The following is a 22,189-nucleotide window of genomic DNA, read 5'->3' on the forward strand; positions in this document are numbered from 1 at the left end:
AGAGACCATGAAACTTCAAAGCGACTACTCCTTTGCCGAAACCGTTGACCGGTTGAAGACGGCGATCACCGGCAAGGGTATGACCGTTTTCGCAGAGATAGATCACCGGGCGGCGGCCGCCTCGGTGGGGCTCGACATGCCGCCAACGACTGTGATCGTCTATGGCAGCCCGAAGGCCGGGACCCCGTTGATGATCGCTGCTCCCGACTTCGCACTTGAGCTTCCCCTGCGCGTGCTGGTCAGAGAGCAGGATGGCACGGCCTTTGTGACGTTCAACGAAGCGGAGACATTCAAGGGCAAGCACGGCCTGCCAGACCCTCTGACAGACAATCTCGCGCCGGCCGAGAAGCTCATTTCCGGCACCATCAAGAGGTAGTTGCCCGCAACAATGATCATGCCCGCCGTCGCAAGCGCGCAGCGGTATTTCCGGCCGGGAGGTGGTTGTGAACGAGCAGCGAGTGCACCAGATCTTTCAGCTCAGCATCCTCGCCAAGGGCCTCCACGCGCTTGCGGAATGTGTCGGCGGCGGCGCGCTGTGGCTGGTCCCGAACGACGCCATCACCAGGCTTGCAAGGTCCATCACGCATCTGGAACTGATCGAGGACCCTAGGGATTTTCTCGCCACGCATCTCCTGACCTTTGCGCAGAACTTCTCGGTCGAAACGCGACATTTCTACGCCTTCTACCTGGTCAGTCATGGCGTCGTGAAGCTGTTCCTTGTCGCAGCCCTCCTGCGAAACAAACTATGGGCCTACCCAGCGTCGCTGGTGGTAATGGCACTGTTCATTGTCTACCAGCTTTACCGCTTTAGCTACACGCACAGCTGGGGCCTGATCGCGCTGACAGTGTTTGATGTCATCGTCATTTGGCTCATCTGGCACGAGTACAAACTGGTCATGCGCCGGCGTCCGGCGACTTGAGGCGCCGCGAACGGCGCGAAAGGCCGTCTTTTCCCAACGAGCGAACAACCGATTGACGCCGAACTGAAGATATCGATAGAACGCCCTATCGAATTTGCTCGCGAGCTTTGGTTATTGCGCAGTTGGCTTCGCGCTCTGAACGAACCTTCCTTTCAAAATCGCTATCAGGCCCCAAGCTTCGCGCGGAGCCTCCCAGTCCCGGTTTGCCTGATGCGTCCACAGCAATGACTCAAGGCGATCATGTCATACAACCAACTAGGAAGACGCCTTGAAGAATACCAGAGTCAGCCCGCTTTCCGACCACGGCGCCGCAGCAACCGTCGATCGTGAAAAAGCCTGGCTGAAGATCCTGTCCACCTATCGACAGCCGCATATCGGCCGCAGCACGTTCGAGCTGGCGGTGACCTTTGTGCCATTCGTTTTGCTGTGGGTAGCGGCTTGGGCCTGCATGCACTTCGGGTACTGGCTCGGCGTCGTGCTAATCGTCCCTGTTGCGGCGGGTTTCCTCCTGCGCCTGTTCATGCTGCAACATGACTGCGGCCATGGTTCGTTTTTCGGGCGCCGCCGCCTGGATGACTGGACGGGCCGAGTGATCAGCGTGCTGACACTCACCCCCTATGACTACTGGCGCCGCGCCCACGCCGTCCACCACGCTTCGGCAGGCAACCTCGACGAACGGGGTGTCGGTGACATTGCCACACTCACCGTTGCCGAATACGAGGCGCTCCCGCGCAGAGGGCGGCTTGTTTACCGCCTCTACCGACATCCGCTCGTTATGTTCGGCATCGGTCCCGCATGGCTCTTTCTGATCAAGCAGCGCTTACCGTTCGGAATGATGCGTGCAGGTCCCCGGCCGTGGATTTCCACCATGGCAACGAACGTGGCCATCGCCGCACTCTCAGGCATTCTTATCTGGGCAGTGGGTGCCGCACCGTTTCTGCTGATCCATCTGCCGATTGTGCTTCTTGCTGGGGCAGCAGGCGTTTGGCTGTTTTACGTCCAGCACCAGTTCGAAGACACGCACTGGTCGAGGCCCCCCGAATGGACGTTCCAATACGCGGCCATGCACGGCGCCTCGCACTATGATCTGCCGCAGCCCTTGCGCTGGATTACCGGCAATATCGGCATGCACCATCTCCACCACCTGTCGAGCCGCGTTCCCTTCTATAGACTTCCTGAGGTCATCCGCGATCATCCCGAGCTGGGAGATATGGGCCGCATCACCATCCGGCAGAGCCTGGGCCTGGTGAAGCTCGTCCTTTGGGACGAGGCCTCGCACCGGCTGGTGTCATTTCGAGAAGCAAACGCACGCCAAGCTGCAGCAGGATCCGCTGTGCCGACGCCTGCCTGATAGCGCAGTCGACCAATCCGCACCGCCAGGGATTGAAATGCAGCCCTTCGACCACCGCGACGAAACAGGAGCGGTGGCGTCGCCCCATGGCGCACGCCATTCCGTCGTCGCGCAAACGCCGGGATAGCGGCGCGCTGGCTTGAGCGACCGTCGATTTGGCAGCCATGCCAGCCGCGGGCGCGACCCGTCGTCGGCCGGGTCGCTGTTATCGAGGCTTCCGGTTCTAAGCCAAGGCCACCGGCGTCGCCGGCCGCACCATGGACTGGGCCGGATCGTGCGCAGTCTCCTGTGCCGCCGCCACTCTCAAAGCTTGACGATGGTCTTTTTCGCAAGCAGTCCCTGCGGGGCAAAGAGCAGCACCCCGATGACGAGCAGGATAGTGAAGGCATCACGGTAGCTGAGCAGGCTTTCCGGCAGATAGGCTTGCAGGAAGACTTCGATGAAGCCGAGCAGAAAGCCGCCGGCGACAGCGCCGGAAAGGCTGCCGAGCCCGCCGATAATCGCAGCGATGAACGCCTTGAGCACCGGCAGGAAACCCATCAGAGGATCGACACTGCCGCGCTGGGCCACCCAGAGGATGCCGGCGACACCGGCAAGGAGGCCGGAGATCGCAAAGGCGGTGGCGACCACCGCATTGGCGCGAATGCCCATCAGCCGAACGATGGCGAAATCTTCGGAAGCGGCGCGCATGGCACGGCCGAGCACGGTCGTGCGAAGGAAGAGGTTGAGACCGACCAGCATGATGATCGTGACGAGGATCGAGGTCCCCTGGATGAGGCCGAGATGCAGGCCGCCGATCTCGATCGTGCCGGAAAAGCTCTCGGGCATCGGTACCGGCTTCGGCCGGGCGGAAATGAAGTTCTGGAAGATCACCCGCAGGATGGCGCTGACGGCGAAACTCGTCAGCAGAAGCGTCGTGCCGCTGGCGCCGCGCACGGGCCTAAACGCGATCCGCTCCATCAGCATGGCGAGCACGATCGCGATCAAAAGGGCCGCGCAGACGGCGAGCGGGAACGGCAGGCCCAGCAACAGCGCAAAGCAGAGGCCGTAGCCGGCCGCCGTCATCAGTTCGCCATGGGCGAAATTGATGAGCCCCATGATCGAGAAGACGACCGCAAGACCAAGCGCCAGAAGCGCATAGGTGCCGCCGAGGCTGAGCGCATTGACGAGCTGCTGCAGGAACATGTCCATGATTTGACCCTCCACGCACTCGGCTCAGGCGCCGAGATAGGCGCCCTGGATTTCGGTTGAATTGCGCAGTTCCGCGGCCGTGCCCGAAAGCACGATCCGGCCATTGGCCATGACGTAGCCCGCGTCGGCGATCTCGAGCGACAGCGAGACGTTCTGCTCGACCAGGAGGATCGTCAGCCCTTTTTGTCTCAGCCCGGCGATCAGGTCGAAGATAAGGTCGACGACCTGCGGCGCAAGGCCGAGCGACGGTTCGTCGAGCAAAAGCAAGTCCGGCGACGACATCATCGAGCGAGCGATCGCCAGCATCTGCTGTTCTCCGCCGGAGAGCGAACCGGCCTTCTGGGTGAGGCGCTCCTTCAGGATCGGGAAGCGCGAGAGCATGTCTTCGCGCACCTCCGATATCGCGCCGCGCGCCTTGTGCATGGCGCCGCCGAGAAGCAGGTGTTCGTCGACCGTCAGACTTGGGAAGATCCGCCGCCCCTCCGGCGTCAGCGTCATGCCGAGCCGGACGATCTGTTCCGGCGGAAGCCCCGATATATCCTGACCGTTGAACGCGACGCGTCCCGCCTTCTTCGGCGCGAGCCCGACGAGCGCGTTCAGCGTCGAACTCTTGCCGGCGCCGTTGGCGCCGAGCAACGTCACGATCTGCCCCTTACCGACGGTGAGGTCGACGCCCTTCAGCGCCTCGACTGCACCATAGGCGACCTTAAGGCCGCTCACTTCCAAAAGCGGCTTCGGAACGGGAATTTCACTCATCATCATCGGGCAAAGTCCTTGCCGTGGATTGCAAAGCGCCGACGGCGCAGCCAGGAGTGATCCCCGGGAAACCCGGGGACCGCCACAGGTGATCGATCAGGGGGCCGGAACGTCGGCGGCCGCCGGAACACCCTGGCTGATCAGATGGCGATTGCCGCCTTCGATCTGTACCAGCGAGACCGAGCGCATCGGCATGCCTTGCGTGCCGGCATAGCTGATCGGTCCGGTGACGCCCTGGACGTTTTCGAGCGAGGCAATCGCGTTGCGGATGGCGACCGGATCGATGCTGTTTGCTTCCGTCACCGCCGCGTCGATCACCTTGCCGAGGTCGTAGCCGTTGGCAATGTAGACCGTGTCCGGCACCTGGCCATATTTTTCCTTGTACTTCACGTTGAAGTCAGCGAGCGGGCTGCCTTCGCTGGCAAAGCCTGCGGTGGTGAAGACGACGCCGTCGACGGTCGCGCCGAGGCCGAAGGTGGTCGGCGAATCGATGCCGTCACTGCCGAGGATCGGTGTGGTCACGCCGGCGCCGCGCAGCTGACGGATAAAGGCCGGGAAATCCGGCTCGTAGGCCGCCGTCATGATCACGTCGGGCGCCGGGTTCATCGCCTTGATCTTGGTGACCTCGGCGCCGAAGTCCTGCTGGCCCATGCTGTAGGTGCCCTCGCCCAGGAGCTCGCCGCCCTTGGCCTTGAAGGCGACCCCGAAATATTCCGGCAGCTTCAGCGTATAGGCGCTGTCGGGCGACTTCAGGATATAGGCCTTCTTGTAGCCCTTCTCGGCCGCATAGGTCGCGAGCACCGAGGCCTGGACGTTGTCGGCGGGATAGTTGCCGAACATGTAGTCGCCAACCGCAAGCGGCATCGTCGGCGTCGTGGCGCAGAAGGAGAAGGCCGGGATCTGGGCTGCCTGCGTCACCTGGCCCGCGGCGATCGACGGATCGGCGTCGCACGGCGTGATCACGATCTTGACGCCTTCGTCAACCAGCTCCTGCGCCACCAGCGCGGTTTGCGCCGCATCCGAGCGCGTATCCTTGGCGACGAGCTTGATCGGGAATTTGCCGGCGGCACCACCGGCTGCGTTGATTTCCTCGACGGCCATTTCCAGGCCCTTCAGCGACGGCTGGTCATAGGGCGCAAGACCGCCTGTCTGGGCGGTCGCAAGGCCGATGACCAGATCTTCTGCAAATGCCGGCAATGCCGACAGGGCAAAGCCGCCGAGCATGGTGGTGAGGCACAGGGCCGTGACGTTCTTCTTCATCCGAAAAGCTCCCTCTTTTGATTTATGCGGGTTTATGCAGGCCCGGCGCGCCGGACGGCAGAGCGGGGGTACCGACGGGCTCGCTGCGCGCCTGCGCCGCTGAGCGGCGGCGGCCGATGTAAGCCTCGATGACATCGGGGTTCGCCTGGATTTCCGCCGGCGTGCCGATGGCGATCTGCTGGCCCTTGTTGAGGACGACGACGACGTCGCAGAGCCGCATGATCAGCTTCAGGTCGTGCTCGACGACGAGCAGGCCGAGGCGGTATTTCGTGCGGATGCGGTCGAGCACATGCATCAATTCCTCGGTCTCGGCCGGGTTCATGCCGGCGGCCGGCTCATCGAGCAGCAGGTAACGCGGTTTGAGCGCCAGCGCGCGGGCGATTTCAAGCCGCCGCTGCGCGCCGTAGGAAAGCGTGCCGGCCAGCCGGTCGGCAAATTCCGCAAGCCCCACTTCCGAAAGCACCGTCAAGGCACGGGCCGCCGGATCCTCGCCGCCCGCCTTCAGGGCGCTCGCCGCGACCGTGACGTTTTCGATGACCGTCAGGTTCTTGAAGAGACGGATGTTCTGGAAGGTGCGGGCAAGGCCTGCGGTCGGAACAGCGTGAACGGCAAGCGACGCCACGTCCTGACCGTCGATGAGCACGCGGCCCGTCGACGGCGGCACGACGCCGGACACGCTGTTGATCAGCGTCGACTTGCCGGCGCCGTTGGGGCCGATGAGGCCGGTGACGAGACCGGGCTTGATCTCGAAGTTGGCGTTTTCGAGCGCAACGAGCCCTGCAAATTTCTTCCCGAGATTTTCGACCCGAAGCGTGCCTTGGCCGGCCGAAGAGCTAGCGGCGGTGCCCTTCAGCGGTGGAGCCTCCTTCGTCGTGGAGCGCTTGAACCAGCCGAAGCGCTCGTCGAGCTCGCGCACACCGAACAGCCCATCCTGCAGGCGGTACATCACGACGAGGATAGCCACGCCGATGCCGATATCGGTGAGGCCGAAGACGGTCGGCAGCTTGAGGAAACCGAGATCGACGCCACCCTCGAGCTTTCGCAGGAGCTCGACGATCAGCATGATCACGGCAGCGCCGCCAACGGCACCGGAAACCGTGGTGATGCCGCCGAGGATCAGCATGGCCAAAAGCATGAAGGTCAGGTTGAAGTAGAAGTCCTTGGGCGAAAAGGCGCCGAGGAAATGGGCCAGCAAGGCACCGGCAGCACCGGCAAGCACCGCACCGAGAACCCAGGCGAAGAAGCGGTGCAGCTTGACATTGACGCCGACGGCGGTCGAGGCGATCTCGTCCTCGCGGGACGCCCGAAGCTTCAGGCCCGCACTCGAATCCCGATAGAGACGCGCGACCACAACGGCGGCGATAGCGAAGGGCACCGCCACCCAGAGGTTGACCGCGCGTGGAATACCAAAAAAGGTCTGGCTGCCGCGGGTGAAATCGGTCGAGGCGACGAGCACGACATGCACGATGACGAGGAAACCAAGGGTCGCGATCGAAGCCGATGAGCCGCCAAGGCGCGCAACGGGAATGCCGATCAGCACCGCGACCAGCGCAACCACGACAAGGGCAATCGCAAGTGCCGGAAGGAAGGGCATGCCGATCCCGGCCAGCCATTCCGGCAGATGTGGCAGCGCCGTTTTCTGAATGATCGGATTGAGCGTCAACAGGCCCGACGCATAGGCACCGATCGCCATGAAGCCGACATGGCCGAAGGAAACGATACCGGAATTGCCGGCATAGATGCCGATGCCAAGCACGGCGATCACGTTGATCATGTAGAGCGTCACCAGGCGCTCGCCGCTGCCTGGAAAGAACAACGAGGCGATGGCGGCAGCAGCCAGAAGCGGCAGCGACGTTACAAGGATACCAACGACGGTTTCTCGCCTGACGCGCACCATCCGCATTCCCCCAGATTTCGGCCCGCCTCATATTTTTTGGCTCGGGCCCGTTCCCGACATGAACGTTATCGCAGATCGACCAAATGTCAATCTTGTTTCAAAAAACATTCTCTGCTAGCAATTATGTAACAAAAAGTAGAAAACGGGATTCACGCCATCGTTTTTGGGAGGCAGAAATCGTGGCAATCCGGGACCGACTGACAGACGGCGCCATTACCTTCACGCGCTCTGAACTGAAGATCGTCAGGCAGCTTCTGTCGAATTATCCGGCAGCGGGGCTGAACACGGTTGCGCATCTTGCGGCGGCGGCCGGCGTCAGCAATCCGACCGTCGTGCGCTTTGCCAACACACTGGGCTTCGAGGGTTATCCCGAGTTCCAGAAGGCGCTGCTCAGCGAAGTCCAGGAGCGGATGAGCTCGCCGCTCTCCATGCTCGACGCGCGTCGCCCGTCACTGGAGCAGGAGAACTTCTACCAGTACTTCCTTCGCGCCAGCATCCATGCGCTGGAATCCTCGATGCAGATGCTGCCTTCGGAAGACTTCGAGGCAGCCGTGGATGCGGCGGCCGACATGAGCGCCCGTATCCACTGCCTCGGCGGCCGGTTCAGCGGTTTTCTCGCCGGCCTGCTCTGGTCGCACATGAAGCAACTGAGGGGTGACACCCGCTGGATCAACGGCAGCCAGGCCGACCAGGTCGACCAGCTTGTCGATCTCGGCAAGCGCGACGTGCTCTTCGTCTATGACTATCGCCGCTACCAGAACGACACGATCCGCTTTGCCCGCCAGGCGGCGACGCAAGGATCGCGCATCGTGCTGTTCACCGACCGCTGGCTCTCGCCGATCGCCGATTTCGCGACCGTGACGCTGACAGCGCCCGTCGACACGGTCTCGCCCTATGACACGATGGTGCCGGCGATTGCCCAGACGGAGGCGGTGATTGCGGCACTGACCGCACGCCTTGCCACGCAGTCACGTGGTCGCATCGAGCGCATGGAGGAACTGCGCCGCGGCTACGCCATCACCGAGGACGCCTTCAATCCAGCCGTTGAAGACGACCGCTGACCCCTTCCGCCGTCTTGGCGAATCAGAACAAACCGAGGAGAATTCGAATGAGTGCAGTCACTGTCCAGGTTGGCGACGATCTCTTGCGGCGCGACAGCGCCTATGAGGCTGGCCGCACCTCGCTGCTGTTCGTCGACATGCAGCGCATCTGGTGCGAGCCGAACCTCGACCCGACCCACCCGCAGGATGCCAACAGCTATTACCACAGGCGCCTGCGCCAGACCGTCATCCCCAACCAGGTACGCATTCTGGAGGCAGCACGAAAGGCCGGCTGCGAGGTGCTGCACACGATCATCGAAAGCCTGACGCTCGACGGCCGCGACCGCTCGCTCGACCACAAGCTCTCCGACATGCACGTGCCGAAGGGCTCACCCGAGGGACAGGTCATTCCGGAACTGGCGCCGGTCGACAACGAGATCGTGCTGCCGAAGACGTCGTCGGGCGTCTTCAACTCGACCAACATCGACTACATCCTGCGCAATCTCAACACCCGCTACCTGATCATCGCTGGCGTCATCACCGACCAGTGCGTCGACATGGCGGTGCGTGACGCCGCCGACCGCGGCTACCTCGTCACCGTGGTCAATGACGCCTGCGCCACCTACAGCGAGCAGCGCCATGACGCGGCCCTTCGCGCCTATTCGGGCTACTGCTGGACGACCGACACCGACACCGTCGTCAGCCGCCTGAACGGGCTGCGCCAAGCCTGAGCGCGCGCAGAAAAACAAGACTGGAGGGGAACCCATGACCGAAACCAACAATGGCAAGGTGGCCGCCGAACTGATGGAGCTCGCCACCTTCGTCACCACCGACATCGCCGGCATCACCCGCGGCCGTAGCTTCGCTGCGACCGAAATCGACAGCTATCTGCGCAAGGGCGTCGGCTGGGTGCCGGCCAACCTGGCACTGACACCCTTCGACCTGATCGCCGAAAACAATCCATGGGGTTCGGCCGGCGACCTGCGGCTGATGGCGGATCCAAACAGCAAGGCGCGCGTCACCTGCCTGCCCGACGAAACGCCGCTGCATTTCTACCACGCCGACATCACCGACCTTCAAGGCAATGCCTGGGACTGCTGCGTGCGCAGCTTCTTGAAGCAGACGCTGAAGGAATATGAAGAGATCGGCCTCAAGGTCATCTCGGCCGTCGAGCAGGAGTTCCAGCTTCTCGGCGTCGACTGGCCGGACGCCCCCTCCTTCGGCCTGCGCGCCCAACGCCGCGCCGAGCCTTTCGGCTCGCTCTTGATGACCGCACTTGAAGAAGCCGGCGCCGAGCCGGAAATGTTCCTGCCGGAATACGGCAAGGACCAGTTCGAAATCACCTGCCGTCCCGCCGACGCGCTGACCGCCGCCGATCGCGGCGCCACCATCCGCGCGATCACCAAGGAAGTCGCCGCCCTCTTCGGCTGGAATGCGAGCTTCGCGCCGAAGACCGCCTCGAATGGCGTCGGCAACGGCGTGCACCTGCATGTGAGCTTCACCGATCTCGACGGCAATCCGGTGACCTTCGACGCGGCGCGTCCTGGCAGGCTCTCCAAGATCGCCGGTGCCTTTGCCGCCGGCGTCATCAAGCATCTGCCGGCGCTGACCGCCTTTACCGCTCCATCGGTGCTTTCCTACATGCGGCTCGTGCCGCACCATTGGAGTGCGGCCTATACCTGCCTCGGTGAAAAGAACCGCGAAGCGACGCTGCGGATCTGCCCGACGCTGGACCTGCCCGGCAGCAATCCGGCCAGGCAGTTCAACATGGAGTATCGGGCGGCCGACGCCTGCGCCAGCCCCCATCTGTCGCTGGCTGTCCTCTTGAAGGCCGGGCTCGAAGGCATAAGAGCCGGGCTCGAGCAGCCGCCCCTGATCAATTCGGACCCGTCCGATTTCTCGGCGGCAGAGCAGGAGAGGCTCGGCATCCGTCGCCTGCCCGCAAGCCTCCCGGAAGCGTTGGACACGATCGCTGCCGATCCGGTCGTCACCGGCTGGTTCTCGCAAGACTTCCTTGCCTGCTACATGGCGATGAAGCGCAAGGAGATCGACATCGTCGACGGGCTCTCGCCGGACGAACTCTGCGCCCGCTATGCGGCGGTCTACTGATTGACGGATGGGCAGCCCATGACCTCGACAACGGCCATCAAGAGCCCCGAACAGGGCGCGCGACACGACCCGAGCGCGCCGCTGCTTTCGATCGACGAACTGCCGCCCTATGCGGTCTTCAATCCGGACGGCACCTCGCCGATCCTGCTTTTGTGCGAACACGCCTCCAACCGGATGCCGCGCGCGCTCGGCGATATGGGGCTGCCGTTGCACGAGCGCCAGCGCCACATCGCCTGGGATATCGGCGCCATGGCGCTGGCCCAGCATTTGAGCCTCAGCCTCGATGCGCCTTTGTTCTTCACCAACTATTCGCGGCTGGTGATCGACTGCAACCGGCCGCTTTCCGCCCCCTCGATGATCCCCGAGATCAGCGAGACGACGGAAATTCCCGCCAACCAAAGCTTAAGCGACGAAGAGCGGCAGCAGCGGATCGACACCCTGTTCACGCCTTTTGCCAACGCCGTCAGCCGCCGTCTTGACCGGCTTGAAGGGGAAGGCAAGCGGCCCTTCGTCGTCGGCATCCACAGCTTCACGCCCGTCTATTTCGGCAAGCCACGCCCCTGGCAGGCGGGCATTCTCTATCGCGACGCGGTCGATTTCGCCGGCGCGCTGATCCGTGGATTGGCGAGCGAACCCGAACTGACGATCGGAGACAACGAGCCCTACAACATCCACCCGGACGAGGATTACACCGTGCCGGTCCATGCCGATGCGCGCGGGCTTCCGGGCGTTCTGGTCGAGGTGCGCCACGATCTGATCGACACGCATGCGGGCGTCACCGCCTGGGGCGAACGCCTGACCCGCTGTCTGAAAGCCAGCATCGGGGAAGTCCGGTGACCGCACTCTACGAGAGAGACCGAGCGGCAATCGCCAACCTGCAGAAGCTGCGCTTCTTCCCGCTTGCCGTGACCGGTGGCCGCGGCGCGCGGGTGGTCGAGGAAAGCGGCCGTGAACTGATCGACCTCTCCGGTGCCTGGGGCGCAGCAAGCCTTGGCTATGGCCACCCGGCGCTGGTCGAGGCAGTCTGCGGTGCTGCGGCAAATCCCGCCGGCGCCAGCGTTCTGTCTGCGGCCAACGGACCGGCGACGGCGCTTGCCGAAAAACTGCTCGCGGCCTTTCCCGGGGCGGGCGACAACAAGGTCTGGTTCGGCCATTCCGGATCCGACGCCAACGAGGCGGTCTTCCGTGCCGTCACCAAGGCGACGGGACGATCGGGCGTCATCGCCTTCGTCGGCGCCTATCATGGTTGTACCGTGGGTTCGATGGCCTTTTCCGGGCATAGCGTGCAGTCGGGCGCGGCCAAGGCAGAGGGACTGCTGTTGCTGCCCTACCCCGATCGCTACCGCCCCTATCGCGACGATCCCACGGGTGGCGCGATCCTCGCGGAATTGCGGCAGCGGCTTGAGGCGGCGCCCGAACATTTCGCCGCCGCCTTCATCGAGCCGATCCAATCAGATGGCGGCCTGATCGTCCCGCCGCCCGGCTTTTTCAAAGCCTTTGCCGCGATCTGCCGTGAATACGGCATTCTTGTCGTCTGCGACGAAGTGAAGGTCGGGCTTGGCCGCAGCGGTCGCCTGCACTGCTTCGAGCACGAGGAGTTCGTCCCCGACATCCTGACCATCGGCAAGGGCCTCGGCGGCGGGCTGCCGCTTTCCGCCGCGATCGGTCCGGCGCGCATCCTTGATTGCGCCAGCGCCTTTGCCATGCAGACACTCCACGGCAACCCGATCTCCTGCGCCGCCGGACTCGCCGTTCTCGAAACCATTGAGCGCGAAGAACTTGCGCAGGAAGCCGAGCGCAAGGGCAAATTGCTGCGCGACAGCCTGGCAAGGCTTGCCCAACGACATCATGTGATCGGCGATATCCGCGGTCGAGGTCTTGCCTGCGGCGTCGATCTCGTCCTCGATCGGCAGACACGGGCGCCAGCGCGAACGGAAGCGGCGAAACTCATCTATCGGGCCTATGAACTCGGCCTCGTCGTCTACTGTGTCGGGATGAACGCAAACGTTCTGGAGATGACCCCGCCACTAACCATCCCGGACACCGATATCCGCCAGGCACTGGGCGTTCTGGAACAGGCCTTTGCCGAAGCAGGTGCCGTTCCCGATGACGTCGTCGCGCAGTTTGCGGGCTGGTGACCACAACAGCCTGCGCCCGCGAGGGCCAGGACCTTGAGGTGGAACCCGTCCCGACTGCCAGCATGAGCGCAACGGCGGCAAGCAGGGCGGCACCGTCGCCCGGCTGACGCTACAGATCGAAAGATGCAAGGATCGGACAAGGACCCGACTTGTCGGTGGCACATTCCCCGACCAGTCGCTGCAAGGCTTTCCGCGCCTGTTGAAGCTCGGCGATCTTGGCATCCAGCGCACCAATGCGGTTTTTCGCAAGGTTTCGCGCTCTCTCCCTGTCTTCTCCAGAATCGAGATCGAGAAGCTCCTTGATCTCCTCGAGCGTGAAGCCGGCCGTTTGGGCCTGCCGGATGAACTGCAGGCGGCGGACGTCTCCGTCACCGTAATGGCGGATGCCCTCAAGCCTTCGTGGCGTGTCCAGCAACCCTCGCCGCTGATAGTAGCGGATCGTCTCCACGCCGACGCCGCCGGCTGCTGCAAATTTTCCGATCGTCAGTTCCATGGGCTCTTGACTCCGTACCATGGTACGGAACGTATGGTCGTGCCAACAGTTTCACAAGAGTAAAAGGAGACGTGAGATGTTGGACAGGACGAACCAAGGACAGGCGCGCAAGAAGGCCGTTCTCTATCGAATGGTCATGGGTGAGCATACCTGCCCCTATGGCTTGAAGGCGAAAGACCTGCTCAAGCGGTCGGGCTACGATGTCGACGACCGCCATTTGACAAGCCGCGAAGAGACCGACGCCTTCAAGGCACAGCACGGCGTGGCGACGACACCTCAGGTGTTCATCGATGAAAAGAGGGTCGGAGGGTACGACGACCTGAGAAGGTTTCTCGGAAAACCGGTCGCTGACCCCAAGGCCACGAGCTACCGCCCTGTCGTCGTTCTGTTCGCCTTGACGGCCTTGATGGCGATGGCCGCCAGCTACGCGGTCGACGGCAGCCCGTTCACGCTGCGCGCGGGCGAATGGTTCATCGCCTTCTCGATGGTCGTGCTTGCACTCCTGAAGCTCCAGAACGTCGAAGGTTTTGCGACGATGTTTCTGAACTACGACTTGCTGGCGAAGCGCTGGGTTCCCTACAGCTACATCTACCCCTATGCCGAAGGCCTCGCCGGGGTGCTGATGATAGCGGGAGCGTTGAACTGGCTGTCGGTTCCGGTCGCGCTATTCATCGGCACGGTGGGAGCCGCATCGGTCTTCAAGGCGGTCTACATCGACAAGCGGGAACTGAAGTGCGCCTGCGTCGGCGGATCCAGCAACGTTCCTCTCGGCTTCATCTCGCTCACGGAAAACCTGATGATGATTGCCATGGCCGTCTGGATGGCCGCTGCCTCGTTCGGCTTCGCGGTCGGACACGCCATGTAGCGACCCTGTTCCGATCGGCGGCAACGCGCCCAATGGGCGGTTGCACCGATCGGACATCGCATTCAGCAGAAGCCTCACAGGAAGCAGGCCGGATCACAGCCAGGTTTCGGATCGCAAATACGATGCGCGCCTGCCGCCGCGGGTGAAGCGATCGTCTATCGGAACAGGCGGTCGACGTAGTCGCGACCAAGGCCGACTTTCTCGTAGTGGTCGCGACAAAGCGCGATGTAATTATGCACGTCGAAGAAGCCGTCCGGCTCGCCCTTCTCGTCGAGCCAGATCAGCGGCCCCTTGACCTGGAAGAACACCTTCATCGGCTGTTCATGTTCATAGGCAACCAGGGTATGGCCCTCTCCCGGCGTCTCATAGACGAAATCGCCGGCCGTTGCCGTCCAGTCGTGTTCCAGGTAACCCCACTTGCCCGAGATCGTGTAGGCGAAGACTTCGTGGGGATGGTAGTGGCGGTTTACCAGCCCCGCCTTCTTCGCCATCAGGATATCGCACCACTTGTTCTGCGTCGGCGAGATCCAGAGCGGCCGTGACGATACGGTTTCGGTAAAGGGCACATAGAAGCGCTCGTCCTCCGTCGCCGCATTTTCCAGGTAGACCTCAGGCAAGGCATCCGGCTGGAAGACCTTGGTGATCGGCTTCAGGTCCTTCCAGAATTCCGTTGTCGCAAGCTCAGGCATGATGTCCTCCGGTTTTATCTGATGCTCAGGCGCTCACGTGCACGTTCAGCAACGCAGCGCCCCGGTTGGTATCGATGTGGTTGATGGCGCGCTTCAGCGCTGCTGCCAGTTCCTCCCCGCGGCTGACGGTTTCGGCATGGGCATTGCTGGCTTCGGCGACCTTGGCGAAGTCGGGAACTGGCGACAGCGACGTGAGCGGCATCCGGTTTGCTTTGGCGGCATAGCCTTCTGGATAGACGCCGAGCACCGACTGGCGCACGGCACCCCACTCCGCATTGTTGAGGATGACGATGAGGATCGGCAGAGCCAGCGCCTCGGCGATCTGGTGGCAGGCGGCCGGATTGGAAAAGATGTAAGAGCCGTCACCCATCGTCGCGACGATCAGCCTGTCGCGGTCGGCCAGCTGCATGCCGAGCGCGGCCGGAAACGCCCAGCCGAGACCGCCGGAATGCGGCTCCTGATACCAGGCGCGCGGGTGATCGAGCCTGATCGGCGCAAGGGGGCAGCCAAGCTCGGAAAGCACGGTCGCCTCGCGGCCGGCAATCGCCTCCGACAGTTTCAGGCTCACCCATTCCTTGGTCATGGGATCGGCCATGCCGGCGACCGCCCTCGCCTCCGTCGCGTCGCGGACGGCGCGATTGGTTGCGGCCACGCGCCCGCGGCGCGCCTCGACCTCGGCTGGCACTGGAAATTGCCGCAAGGCATCCTGCAGTGCCAAGAGCCCCGCATCGATGTCGCAGGCGACCGTCACGTCGGAACGGAAGTAGCGAACGGGGAACCGCTGGAACAGCGGATCCTGCCCGAGCTGGATCACCTTGCAGCCGGGTTTGAGCCGATGGATATCCGGCGACCACGGCGCCAGCGCATCGATGACGAGGATGACGTCGGCATCTTCCACCAGCGCTTTCGGATCGGCGGCGGCCGCCATCGGATGATCGGTGGCAATCGCAAGCTGCACGGCCCAGTACTGGCAGACAGGAATGCCGCGATCGAACGCAAGAGACGACAGGGCCTGAAAGCCGGCTTCGGAGCCCGCCCCGCGTTGGGCCACAATGAGCGGGTTTTGAGCCCCGGCGAGCAGTTGGGCCGCCGCGGCGATCGCCTCTGCCGACGGCGCATGCACCGCCGGCTTCATCGACAGCGGCTCGGCAAGCCCGTCGCTCGGACAGGGGCGGCAGAGCACCTCGCGCGGCAGGCTCATATAGACGGGGCCGCGCGGCGTCGACGTGGCAATGGCATAGGCCCGGTCGACCATTTGAGGCACGTGTTCGGCAAAGCGCAGCTCGTCGTCCCACTTGACCGCCTCGCGCACCAGCGCCGCCTGGTCGCGCATCTCCTGGCCCCAGCCGATCGGCACCGTGCGCGAACCAAGCTGACCGCGCTCGGTGACCGGCGTCTTGCCCGAAAACAACAGGACCGGGATGTGCTCGGTGGCCGCATTGATCGCGCCGATCGCGCAATTGGCAAGCCCGACATTGGTGTGGGCCATGACCGCCTGCGCCCGTCCGGTCGCCAGATAGTAGCCATGGGCCATACCCATTGCCGCGCTTTCGTGCGGCATGACGATCGCCTCGGGCAAGGCCACACCCTTGGCTTCAGCCTCAGCCAACCCCTCGATGATCGGCGGGAAGTCCGTTCCGGAATTGGCGAAGATGTAGTCGACGCCAACCGCTTTCAGACGTGCGAGCAAGGCGCCGCCTGCCGTCATCGTCCTTGTATCCTGTTCGCCGTTCTCACTGGCCAAAGTGCGCTCCCTTGCGTTGTCAGCAGCTCATGCCGCCATCGACCATCAGCGTCGTTCCGGTGACGAAGCTCGACTGATCCGAGGCGAGGTAAAGCACCGAACGGGCAATCTCGTCTGGCGTTCCATGCCGCCCGAGCGGGATCATCCGGTTGAAGAATTCGGTTCCGTCTTCGCCGATCGCAGCTCCCAGGCCCTGTTCGACCGCAAGCTGGAAACCGTTGTCGATCGGGCCGGGGTGAATGGTGTTGACCCGGATGCGCCGCGGCGCCAGTTCCTTCGCCAGGCAGCGCATCAGGCCGACCTGCGCATGTTTGGCGGTGATGTAGGCGTAGACACCGGCATCGCCCCGGGTGGCTGCCACCGACGAGGTGATGACGATGCTGCCACCGTCGCGCATTGCCGGAACAGCATGTTTTGCGGCGAGGAACGCGCCCTTCACATGTACGGCCTGGACCGCGTCGAACACATCGTCGGGATAATCGGCGATCGGCGCCACAGTGCCGAAATTTCCGGCATTGGAGACCAGTACGTCGATCGGCCCGAAGCGCGCGACGGTTTCGCCGACATAACGCTGCGTCTCGGCCCTGTCGGAAACGTCAGCAGCGATGAGCAGGATACGATCGCCCGGCAAGCCTTCCGCCGCAGTCTCCAGTGATGCCATGGAGAGATCGACAAGGGTGACCTTGGCGCCTTCGGCCAGAAACAGCCTGGCACAGGCAAGGCCAAGGCTGCCGGCCCCGCCGGTCAGGATGCAGGTCTTGCGTTCAAGCGCTGGCACGTGGCGGATCTCCTTTCGAACGCATCTGTTGCCGTCCTTCCCGGGAAGCCGCGTCCACCCTCAAGGGACGCGGAGGCGGCGGTCGACGTGCACTCAGATCGGGTAGTGGATCGGACCGTCCTGGATCGTGACCCATCGCAGCTCGGTGAACTCGGCGATGCCGGCCTTGCCGCCGAAGCGGCCGTAACCGCTTTCCTTGACGCCGCCGAACGGCATCTGCGCCTCGTCATGGACCGTCGGTCCGTTGATGTGGCAGATGCCGGATTCGATGCGGCGGGCGACGGCCATCGCCCGGTTGACGTTGCGACCGAAGACGGCCGAGGACAGGCCGTATTCGGTGTCGTTGGCGACCCGGACGGCTTCGTCGACCGACCCGACACGCACCACAGAAACCACCGGCCCGAAGCTTTCCTCGCCATAGATGCGCATGGACGGAACGACACGGTCGAGCAGGATGGCATCGACGATCGTGCCGTTGATGCTGCCGCCTGCGGCAAGGACGGCGCCCTTGGAGACGGCGTCGCGAACAAGCGCATCGATGCGCTGCGCGGCGTGGGCGTCGACGACGGAGCCGAGCGGCGTTTCACCCTTGCGCGGGTCGCCTGCCTTCAGCGTCTTGACCTTGGCGGCCAGCGCGTCGACGAAGCGGTCGGCAATCGCATCGTCGACGACGATGCGTTCGGTCGACATGCAGATCTGGCCCTGGTTCATGTAGGCGCCGAAGGCGGCCGCAGCGACCGCCTGGTCGAGGTCGGCATCATCGAGCACGACGAAGGGCGCCTTGCCACCGAGCTCGAGCAGCGCCGGCTTCAGGTGGCGCCCCGCCGTTTCGGCGATGATGCGCCCGACGCGCGTCGATCCGGTGAAGTTGACGCGCCGCACGGCCGGATGGGCGATCAGCGCCTCGACGATCGCGCCGGCGTCTTCCGGTGCGTTCGACACGGCATTGAGCACGCCATCGGGCAGGCCCGCCTCGTGCAGCGCGTCAACAATCAAACGGTGGGTTCTGGGGCAGATTTCCGATGTCTTCATCACGACGGTGTTGCCGCAGGCAAGCGGCATGGCGATGGAGCGCACGCCGAGAATGACCGGCGCATTCCACGGCGCGATCGAGAGCACCACGCCGGCCGGCTGGCGGACCGCCATGGCAAGGCTGCCCGGCCGGTTGGAGGGGATGACCTCGCCGGAAATCTGCGTCGTCATCGAAGCGGCTTCGCGCAGCATGTCTGCGGCAAGGCCGACATTGAACATCGCCCAACCCGCCGTTGCGCCGGTTTCGGCGGCCATCGCAGCGACGAATTCCTCTGCCTTTGCCTGCAGGCGGTCTGCGGCGGCAAGCAACAGCTTGCGGCGCTCTCGGGGACCGGTTGCCGCCCAGGCCGGGAAAGCCTTCGCCGCGGCGTTCACCGCGAGCCGCGCATCGTCGATGCTGGCGGCCGCCACCTTCGAGGCCACCTCGCCCGAGATGGGGTTCAGTCGCTCGAAGAAGCGCCCGTCCGCAGCCTCGATCTCGGCGTTGTTGATCTTCAATCCCAGCATGTTCATGGGTTTCTCCTTGTCGAAATTTCAGACGGCGGCGCCGAGGAACGCGCGCTGGACAGCGGCATCGTTCATCAGCGCCTGTGCGGTGCCTTCGCCGGTGATGCGCCCGGCTTCGGCGAGGTAGCCGCGATCGGCGATCGATAGGCTCATCTTGACGTTCTGCTCGACGATCAGCAGCGCAAGCCCCGCCTCGCGGATCCGTCCGAGACTGGCGAAGAGCTCGCCGACGACGACCGGTGCGAGCCCCAGGCTCGGTTCGTCCAACATCAGAAGGTCCGGCTTCGACATCAGCGCGCGGCCGATTGCCACCATCTGTTGCTCGCCGCCAGACATGGTGTTGACGTATTGGCGCCTTCGGTCGCGCAGTTTCGGGAACAACTCATAGACAAAGGCCTGACGGTCGCGCGCGCCGTCTCTTGCCCGCCTTGCATAGGCGCCAAGGACGAGGTTCTCCTCGACCGTGAGATCGCCAAAAACGCCGCGCCCCTCCGGTACCAGTGCGATGCCGGCGTCTACCACATCATGCGCTGGGGTACCGGTAATATTGCGGCCGTCAAAGGTGATGCAGGCAACGGCGTCCGGCCGTACCAGGCCGGCAATTGCCTTGAGCAAGGACGATTTGCCGGCGCCGTTGGCGCCGAGGATGACGACCGTTTCGCGTCGGCCGACCTGGAGCGACAGGTCGCGAAGCGCAACGTGGCGTCCGTAGTGCAGGCAGAGATTGCTGACTTCAAGCATGGCCATCTCCAAGGTAGGCTTTGACGACCTCGGGATCGGTCAGCGTCTCGGCCGTCGGCCCATCGGCGATCTTTCGCCCGGCATTCATGACGACGCAACGGCCGCAAAGGGCCCGGATGGCATCCATCACGTGCTCGACGAGCAAGATGGTGATGCCGCGATCGGCAAGTCCCTGGATCAGGTCGATGCCGGTGCGAAGCTCCGTCGGGTTGAGGCCTGCGAGCCATTCGTCGAGCAGCAACAGTTCGGGCTCGGCCGCCAGCGCGCGGGCAAGCTCCATGCGCTTCTGGTCGATGTAGGTCAATTCCTGCGCGCTCTGGTCGGCCCTTTGCGCAAGGCCGACCTCGGCAAGCCGGGCAAGCGCCTCGCTGCGGGCCTCATCCCCCCAAAGCTTCCGCCGGCCGAAGGCGAGCGCGGCGATGACGTTCTCGGCGACGGTCAGCGACGGAAGTCCACGAACCAGTTGGAAAGTCCGGGCAACCCCCTTCAAGGCGATCCGGTTGGGCGCCAGACCGGAAATGGTGTTGCCGTTGAGCGTTATCGTTCCGTCAGACGGCGCGAGGTGCCCCGAAATCATGTTGAGCACGGTGGTCTTGCCGGAGCCATTCGGGCCAAGCAGCCCGACGATTTCGCCTTTGGACAGGGAGAACGACGCGGCGTTGACCGCGGTCAGTCCGCCAAAACGCTTCGTCAGGCCGGAAATGGTCAGGATCTCGCTCATTGCGCCCCTCCTGCAGCCGGCTTGATGGCCGGTCGGCGCCAGCGGCTCCAATGTTCTTCGGCAAAGGCGAGCACACCGCGCGGCAGAACGAAGACGATGGCGATAAAGAGAAGGCCGAGGATGATCGAATAGTGGTTCGGGAAATTGGCCGAGAGCCACTCGAACAAGAGGAAGAGCGGCACCGCCCCGAAGATCGGGCCATAGAGCCGGTTGGCGCCACCGAGCAGGGCCATGATCAGCGTCAGGAACGACACCGTCGGGTTGAACGCGATGGACGGTTCGACATAGGTCCATCGCGGCGCCTGGATCGCGCCAACCAGCGTGATGATCACCGAGCTCAATGCAAAGAGCGCAAGCTTCAGCCGGGCAATATCGATGCCGCAATGGCGCGCCACGACTTCGTCGTCGCCGATGACCTTCAGCGCCAGCCCGAAGCGGCTGCGACCGATCGCAGAGGACAAGAGGAAGGTGACGGTGGCAAGGGCGAGCAACTGCCAATAGATGCCCTCCGGCGTCACCGGCAGGAAGATGTAGCGGCCGAGCGTTCCCGTCATATTGACCTCGTACCAGGTGACCAGCTGGCGGACCAGTTCGGCAAGACCGAAGGTGAAGATGACGAAATAGACCCCGGCAAGTCGCAACGTCGACAGACCGACGACGACCGCAACGACAAGGCCGATCGCTGCGGCAACGAGAAGCAGCAGCGGATAGCTGAGGCTTTCGCTGAAGACGGCGACCGTGTAGGCGCCGATGCCGAAGAAAGCGACGGTTGCAAGCGACACATAGCGCGTCGGGCCGGAGAACATCGCCCAGGCGGACGCAAGCGTCACGTAGCCGAGCATGCCGATCATCAGCGTTACGCCGTAAGGACCGACGAGGTAGGGAACGAAGGCCAGACTGCCGATCACCAAGGCGAAAAACAGGGCTGGCAAACGTGGAATGCGGCTCATCGCGCAGCCCTCCCGAACAGGCCGGCGGGACGCCACAGCAGCACCACGAGGAAGATGGCATAGGTTGAGGCCAGCGTCAGGCCAGGATCGAGATAGGTGGCGACGAAGGTCTCGACGACGCCGAGGATGAGGCCGGCCGACAGTGCACCGGGAACGTTGCCGACACCGCCCATGATGACGACGATCAGCGCCTTCATGGTGAAGACGACGCCGGAGGTGGCGGTAAACGTCTGGTACATGGAAATCACCACGCCACCGGCCGCGGCAAGCGCGCCGCCGAGCGCAAAGGCCAGGCGGGCCGCACGGTCGACATCGATGCCGACGAGCGGCGCCGAACCAGGTGCGACCGAGACGGCGCGCAGCGCCGTTCCCCAGAGCGTGCGCGTGAGGACCAGATAGAGAGCACCTGCAAAGACGGTGGCCAGCACGAAGGCGAGCAGCCGGTTGGCAGCGATCGTGGTTCCGAACACATCGACGGCGATATTGAGATAGCTGTAGCTGGTGAAGTTGGCGCCGAAGGCGACGAGCAGCACGCCCTGGACGACGAAGAGCAGGCCGAAGGTCGCCAGGATGGAATCGATCTCGAGGCTCGCCTTGTCTTTCGCCCTCGCCACCAGCGGCCGCATCATCACGGCATAGATCAGATAGCCGAGGGCAAAGCCGGCGGGTGCAGCGACCAACAGGCCGAGCACCGGATTAAGTCCCCAGAAATTGAACAGGCTATAGGCCAGGAAGGCCGCAGCGATGATGATTTCGCCATAGGCGAGATTCATGATCCGCGCGATGCCGTATTGGAGCGTCAGCCCCATCGCGACAAGCGCATAGGTTCCGCCGAGCACGAGCCCGGACAAAAGGGCCGTGGCGAACATCGGCCTCCTCCTCTATTGCATTCTTTGGGACCGTCGCGATCGCGCGCCTGCCCCCTTAGGATCGCCCCTCCCCGCGATGGGGATGGGGCTTGGCTCGCTTGGTTGACCAGGACGCCGGCACGGCGCGCCGCGGCGGCC

The 22,189-nt window shown here is 63.7% G+C and carries 22 protein-coding genes; 9 read left to right on the forward strand and 13 right to left on the reverse strand.

The features are described from left to right. The first annotated feature begins 7 nt into the window (after positions 1–7). The 3 genes from OKW20_RS20975 (at position 8) to OKW20_RS20985 (ending at position 2,271) form a co-directional block, all read left to right on the forward strand. Positions 8–376 (forward strand): DUF302 domain-containing protein, encoded by a 369-nt coding sequence (locus tag OKW20_RS20975; protein WP_429174852.1) that lies wholly within the window; start codon positions 8–10, stop codon positions 374–376. Between the two features lie 67 nt (positions 377–443). Then, positions 444–920, forward strand: coding sequence for a DUF2127 domain-containing protein (locus OKW20_RS20980; RefSeq protein WP_429174854.1), 477 nt, complete (start codon positions 444–446; stop codon positions 918–920). A 268-nt stretch (positions 921–1,188) separates the two neighbouring features. Beyond that, entirely contained in the window at positions 1,189–2,271 is a 1,083-nt protein-coding gene (locus OKW20_RS20985) for a fatty acid desaturase (RefSeq protein WP_429174856.1), read from the forward strand. Positions 2,272–2,574: 303 nt separating this feature from the next. On the opposite strand, the gene OKW20_RS20990 is transcribed toward OKW20_RS20985, so the two are convergent. The 4 genes from OKW20_RS20990 to OKW20_RS21005 form a co-directional block, all read right to left on the reverse strand. Beyond that, complete coding sequence (locus OKW20_RS20990; protein ID WP_192449092.1) at positions 2,575–3,462, reverse strand: branched-chain amino acid ABC transporter permease; 888 nt, start codon at positions 3,460–3,462, stop codon at positions 2,575–2,577. A 24-nt stretch (positions 3,463–3,486) separates the two neighbouring features. Further along, positions 3,487–4,224, reverse strand: a complete 738-nt coding sequence (locus OKW20_RS20995; protein ID WP_429174859.1) for an ABC transporter ATP-binding protein — start codon at positions 4,222–4,224, stop codon at positions 3,487–3,489. A 90-nt stretch (positions 4,225–4,314) separates the two neighbouring features. Further along, the gene (locus OKW20_RS21000; RefSeq protein WP_205239928.1) at positions 4,315–5,478 is read right to left on the reverse strand and encodes an ABC transporter substrate-binding protein; all 1,164 of its coding nucleotides are present in this window, start codon (positions 5,476–5,478) and stop codon (positions 4,315–4,317) included. A 22-nt stretch (positions 5,479–5,500) separates the two neighbouring features. Continuing rightward, complete coding sequence (locus OKW20_RS21005; protein WP_429174861.1) at positions 5,501–7,375, reverse strand: ABC transporter permease subunit; 1,875 nt, start codon at positions 7,373–7,375, stop codon at positions 5,501–5,503. 179 nt (positions 7,376–7,554) lie between these two features. On the opposite strand from OKW20_RS21005, the gene OKW20_RS21010 reads away from it, so the two are divergent. The 5 genes from OKW20_RS21010 to OKW20_RS21030 are packed head-to-tail and all read left to right on the forward strand — an operon-like array spanning position 7,555 to position 12,662. Beyond that, positions 7,555–8,436 carry a MurR/RpiR family transcriptional regulator gene (locus OKW20_RS21010; protein ID WP_043621812.1) on the forward strand — a complete coding sequence of 294 codons (882 nt, stop codon included), beginning with the start codon at positions 7,555–7,557 and terminating at the stop codon, positions 8,434–8,436. A 47-nt stretch (positions 8,437–8,483) separates the two neighbouring features. Beyond that, the gene (locus OKW20_RS21015; RefSeq protein WP_429174863.1) at positions 8,484–9,146 is read left to right on the forward strand and encodes an isochorismatase family cysteine hydrolase; all 663 of its coding nucleotides are present in this window, start codon (positions 8,484–8,486) and stop codon (positions 9,144–9,146) included. Between the two features lie 34 nt (positions 9,147–9,180). Then, positions 9,181–10,524, forward strand: a complete 1,344-nt coding sequence (locus OKW20_RS21020; protein ID WP_429174865.1) for a glutamine synthetase family protein — start codon at positions 9,181–9,183, stop codon at positions 10,522–10,524. An 18-nt stretch (positions 10,525–10,542) separates the two neighbouring features. Next, on the forward strand, positions 10,543–11,361 hold the full coding sequence (locus OKW20_RS21025; RefSeq protein ID WP_429174867.1) for an N-formylglutamate amidohydrolase: 819 nt from the start codon (positions 10,543–10,545) through the stop codon (positions 11,359–11,361). Continuing rightward, positions 11,358–12,662 (forward strand): aspartate aminotransferase family protein, encoded by a 1,305-nt coding sequence (locus OKW20_RS21030; RefSeq protein WP_429174868.1) that lies wholly within the window; start codon positions 11,358–11,360, stop codon positions 12,660–12,662. The genes OKW20_RS21025 and OKW20_RS21030 overlap by 4 nt, the downstream gene beginning before the upstream one ends. 109 nt (positions 12,663–12,771) lie before the next feature. On the opposite strand, the gene OKW20_RS21035 is transcribed toward OKW20_RS21030, so the two are convergent. Further along, a complete protein-coding gene (locus OKW20_RS21035; protein WP_197067187.1) occupies positions 12,772–13,176 on the reverse strand; it encodes a MerR family transcriptional regulator in 405 nt (134 codons plus the stop codon). 55 nt (positions 13,177–13,231) lie between these two features. On the opposite strand from OKW20_RS21035, the gene OKW20_RS21040 reads away from it, so the two are divergent. Then, positions 13,232–14,020 carry a MauE/DoxX family redox-associated membrane protein gene (locus tag OKW20_RS21040; protein ID WP_429174870.1) on the forward strand — a complete coding sequence of 263 codons (789 nt, stop codon included), beginning with the start codon at positions 13,232–13,234 and terminating at the stop codon, positions 14,018–14,020. A 155-nt stretch (positions 14,021–14,175) separates the two neighbouring features. On the opposite strand, the gene OKW20_RS21045 is transcribed toward OKW20_RS21040, so the two are convergent. The 8 genes from OKW20_RS21045 to OKW20_RS21080 form a co-directional block, all read right to left on the reverse strand. Continuing rightward, on the reverse strand, positions 14,176–14,709 hold the full coding sequence (locus tag OKW20_RS21045; protein ID WP_205239922.1) for a 2,4'-dihydroxyacetophenone dioxygenase family protein: 534 nt from the start codon (positions 14,707–14,709) through the stop codon (positions 14,176–14,178). Positions 14,710–14,734: 25 nt separating this feature from the next. After that, entirely contained in the window at positions 14,735–16,417 is a 1,683-nt protein-coding gene (locus tag OKW20_RS21050; protein ID WP_429174872.1) for a thiamine pyrophosphate-requiring protein, read from the reverse strand. A gap of 55 nt (positions 16,418–16,472) precedes the next feature. Further along, positions 16,473–17,231 (reverse strand): SDR family NAD(P)-dependent oxidoreductase, encoded by a 759-nt coding sequence (locus OKW20_RS21055; protein ID WP_429174874.1) that lies wholly within the window; start codon positions 17,229–17,231, stop codon positions 16,473–16,475. Between the two features lie 93 nt (positions 17,232–17,324). Further along, the gene (locus OKW20_RS21060) at positions 17,325–18,776 is read right to left on the reverse strand and encodes an aldehyde dehydrogenase (RefSeq protein ID WP_429174875.1); all 1,452 of its coding nucleotides are present in this window, start codon (positions 18,774–18,776) and stop codon (positions 17,325–17,327) included. Between the two features lie 21 nt (positions 18,777–18,797). Then, positions 18,798–19,511, reverse strand: coding sequence for an ABC transporter ATP-binding protein (locus tag OKW20_RS21065; protein WP_429174877.1), 714 nt, complete (start codon positions 19,509–19,511; stop codon positions 18,798–18,800). Then, a complete protein-coding gene (locus OKW20_RS21070; RefSeq protein WP_429174879.1) occupies positions 19,504–20,232 on the reverse strand; it encodes an ABC transporter ATP-binding protein in 729 nt (242 codons plus the stop codon). The genes OKW20_RS21065 and OKW20_RS21070 overlap by 8 nt, the downstream gene beginning before the upstream one ends. Beyond that, entirely contained in the window at positions 20,229–21,182 is a 954-nt protein-coding gene (locus OKW20_RS21075) for a branched-chain amino acid ABC transporter permease (RefSeq protein ID WP_429174881.1), read from the reverse strand. Before OKW20_RS21075 ends, OKW20_RS21070 begins: the two co-directional genes overlap by 4 nt. Beyond that, the gene (locus OKW20_RS21080) at positions 21,179–22,051 is read right to left on the reverse strand and encodes a branched-chain amino acid ABC transporter permease (protein WP_429174883.1); all 873 of its coding nucleotides are present in this window, start codon (positions 22,049–22,051) and stop codon (positions 21,179–21,181) included. The genes OKW20_RS21075 and OKW20_RS21080 overlap by 4 nt, the downstream gene beginning before the upstream one ends. Positions 22,052–22,189: the final 138 nt, after the last annotated feature.

Origin of the sequence: Ensifer sp. LBL (assembly GCF_050435225.1) — a bacterium.
GTDB lineage: Bacteria > Pseudomonadota > Alphaproteobacteria > Rhizobiales > Rhizobiaceae > Ensifer.

Excerpts from the sequence above, each read along its gene's own strand:
- OKW20_RS21025 (WP_429174867.1), top strand. The coding sequence starts at position 10,543 with ATGACCTCGACAACGGCCATCAAGAGCCCCGAACAGGGCGCGCGACAC.
- OKW20_RS21075 (WP_429174881.1), bottom strand. The coding sequence starts at position 21,182 with ATGAGCCGCATTCCACGTTTGCCAGCCCTGTTTTTCGCCTTGGTGATC.
- OKW20_RS21065 (WP_429174877.1), bottom strand. The coding sequence starts at position 19,511 with ATGCTTGAAGTCAGCAATCTCTGCCTGCACTACGGACGCCACGTTGCG.
- OKW20_RS20990 (WP_192449092.1), bottom strand. The coding sequence starts at position 3,462 with ATGGACATGTTCCTGCAGCAGCTCGTCAATGCGCTCAGCCTCGGCGGC.
- OKW20_RS21005 (WP_429174861.1), bottom strand. The coding sequence starts at position 7,375 with ATGGTGCGCGTCAGGCGAGAAACCGTCGTTGGTATCCTTGTAACGTCG.
- OKW20_RS21050 (WP_429174872.1), bottom strand. The coding sequence starts at position 16,417 with ATGACGGCAGGCGGCGCCTTGCTCGCACGTCTGAAAGCGGTTGGCGTC.
- OKW20_RS21000 (WP_205239928.1), bottom strand. The coding sequence starts at position 5,478 with ATGAAGAAGAACGTCACGGCCCTGTGCCTCACCACCATGCTCGGCGGC.
- OKW20_RS20975 (WP_429174852.1), top strand. The coding sequence starts at position 8 with ATGAAACTTCAAAGCGACTACTCCTTTGCCGAAACCGTTGACCGGTTG.
- OKW20_RS21035 (WP_197067187.1), bottom strand. The coding sequence starts at position 13,176 with ATGGTACGGAGTCAAGAGCCCATGGAACTGACGATCGGAAAATTTGCA.
- OKW20_RS21060 (WP_429174875.1), bottom strand. The coding sequence starts at position 18,776 with ATGAACATGCTGGGATTGAAGATCAACAACGCCGAGATCGAGGCTGCG.
- OKW20_RS21040 (WP_429174870.1), top strand. The coding sequence starts at position 13,232 with ATGTTGGACAGGACGAACCAAGGACAGGCGCGCAAGAAGGCCGTTCTC.
- OKW20_RS21080 (WP_429174883.1), bottom strand. The coding sequence starts at position 22,051 with ATGTTCGCCACGGCCCTTTTGTCCGGGCTCGTGCTCGGCGGAACCTAT.
- OKW20_RS21020 (WP_429174865.1), top strand. The coding sequence starts at position 9,181 with ATGACCGAAACCAACAATGGCAAGGTGGCCGCCGAACTGATGGAGCTC.
- OKW20_RS21070 (WP_429174879.1), bottom strand. The coding sequence starts at position 20,232 with ATGAGCGAGATCCTGACCATTTCCGGCCTGACGAAGCGTTTTGGCGGA.
- OKW20_RS20995 (WP_429174859.1), bottom strand. The coding sequence starts at position 4,224 with ATGATGATGAGTGAAATTCCCGTTCCGAAGCCGCTTTTGGAAGTGAGC.
- OKW20_RS21015 (WP_429174863.1), top strand. The coding sequence starts at position 8,484 with ATGAGTGCAGTCACTGTCCAGGTTGGCGACGATCTCTTGCGGCGCGAC.
- OKW20_RS21045 (WP_205239922.1), bottom strand. The coding sequence starts at position 14,709 with ATGCCTGAGCTTGCGACAACGGAATTCTGGAAGGACCTGAAGCCGATC.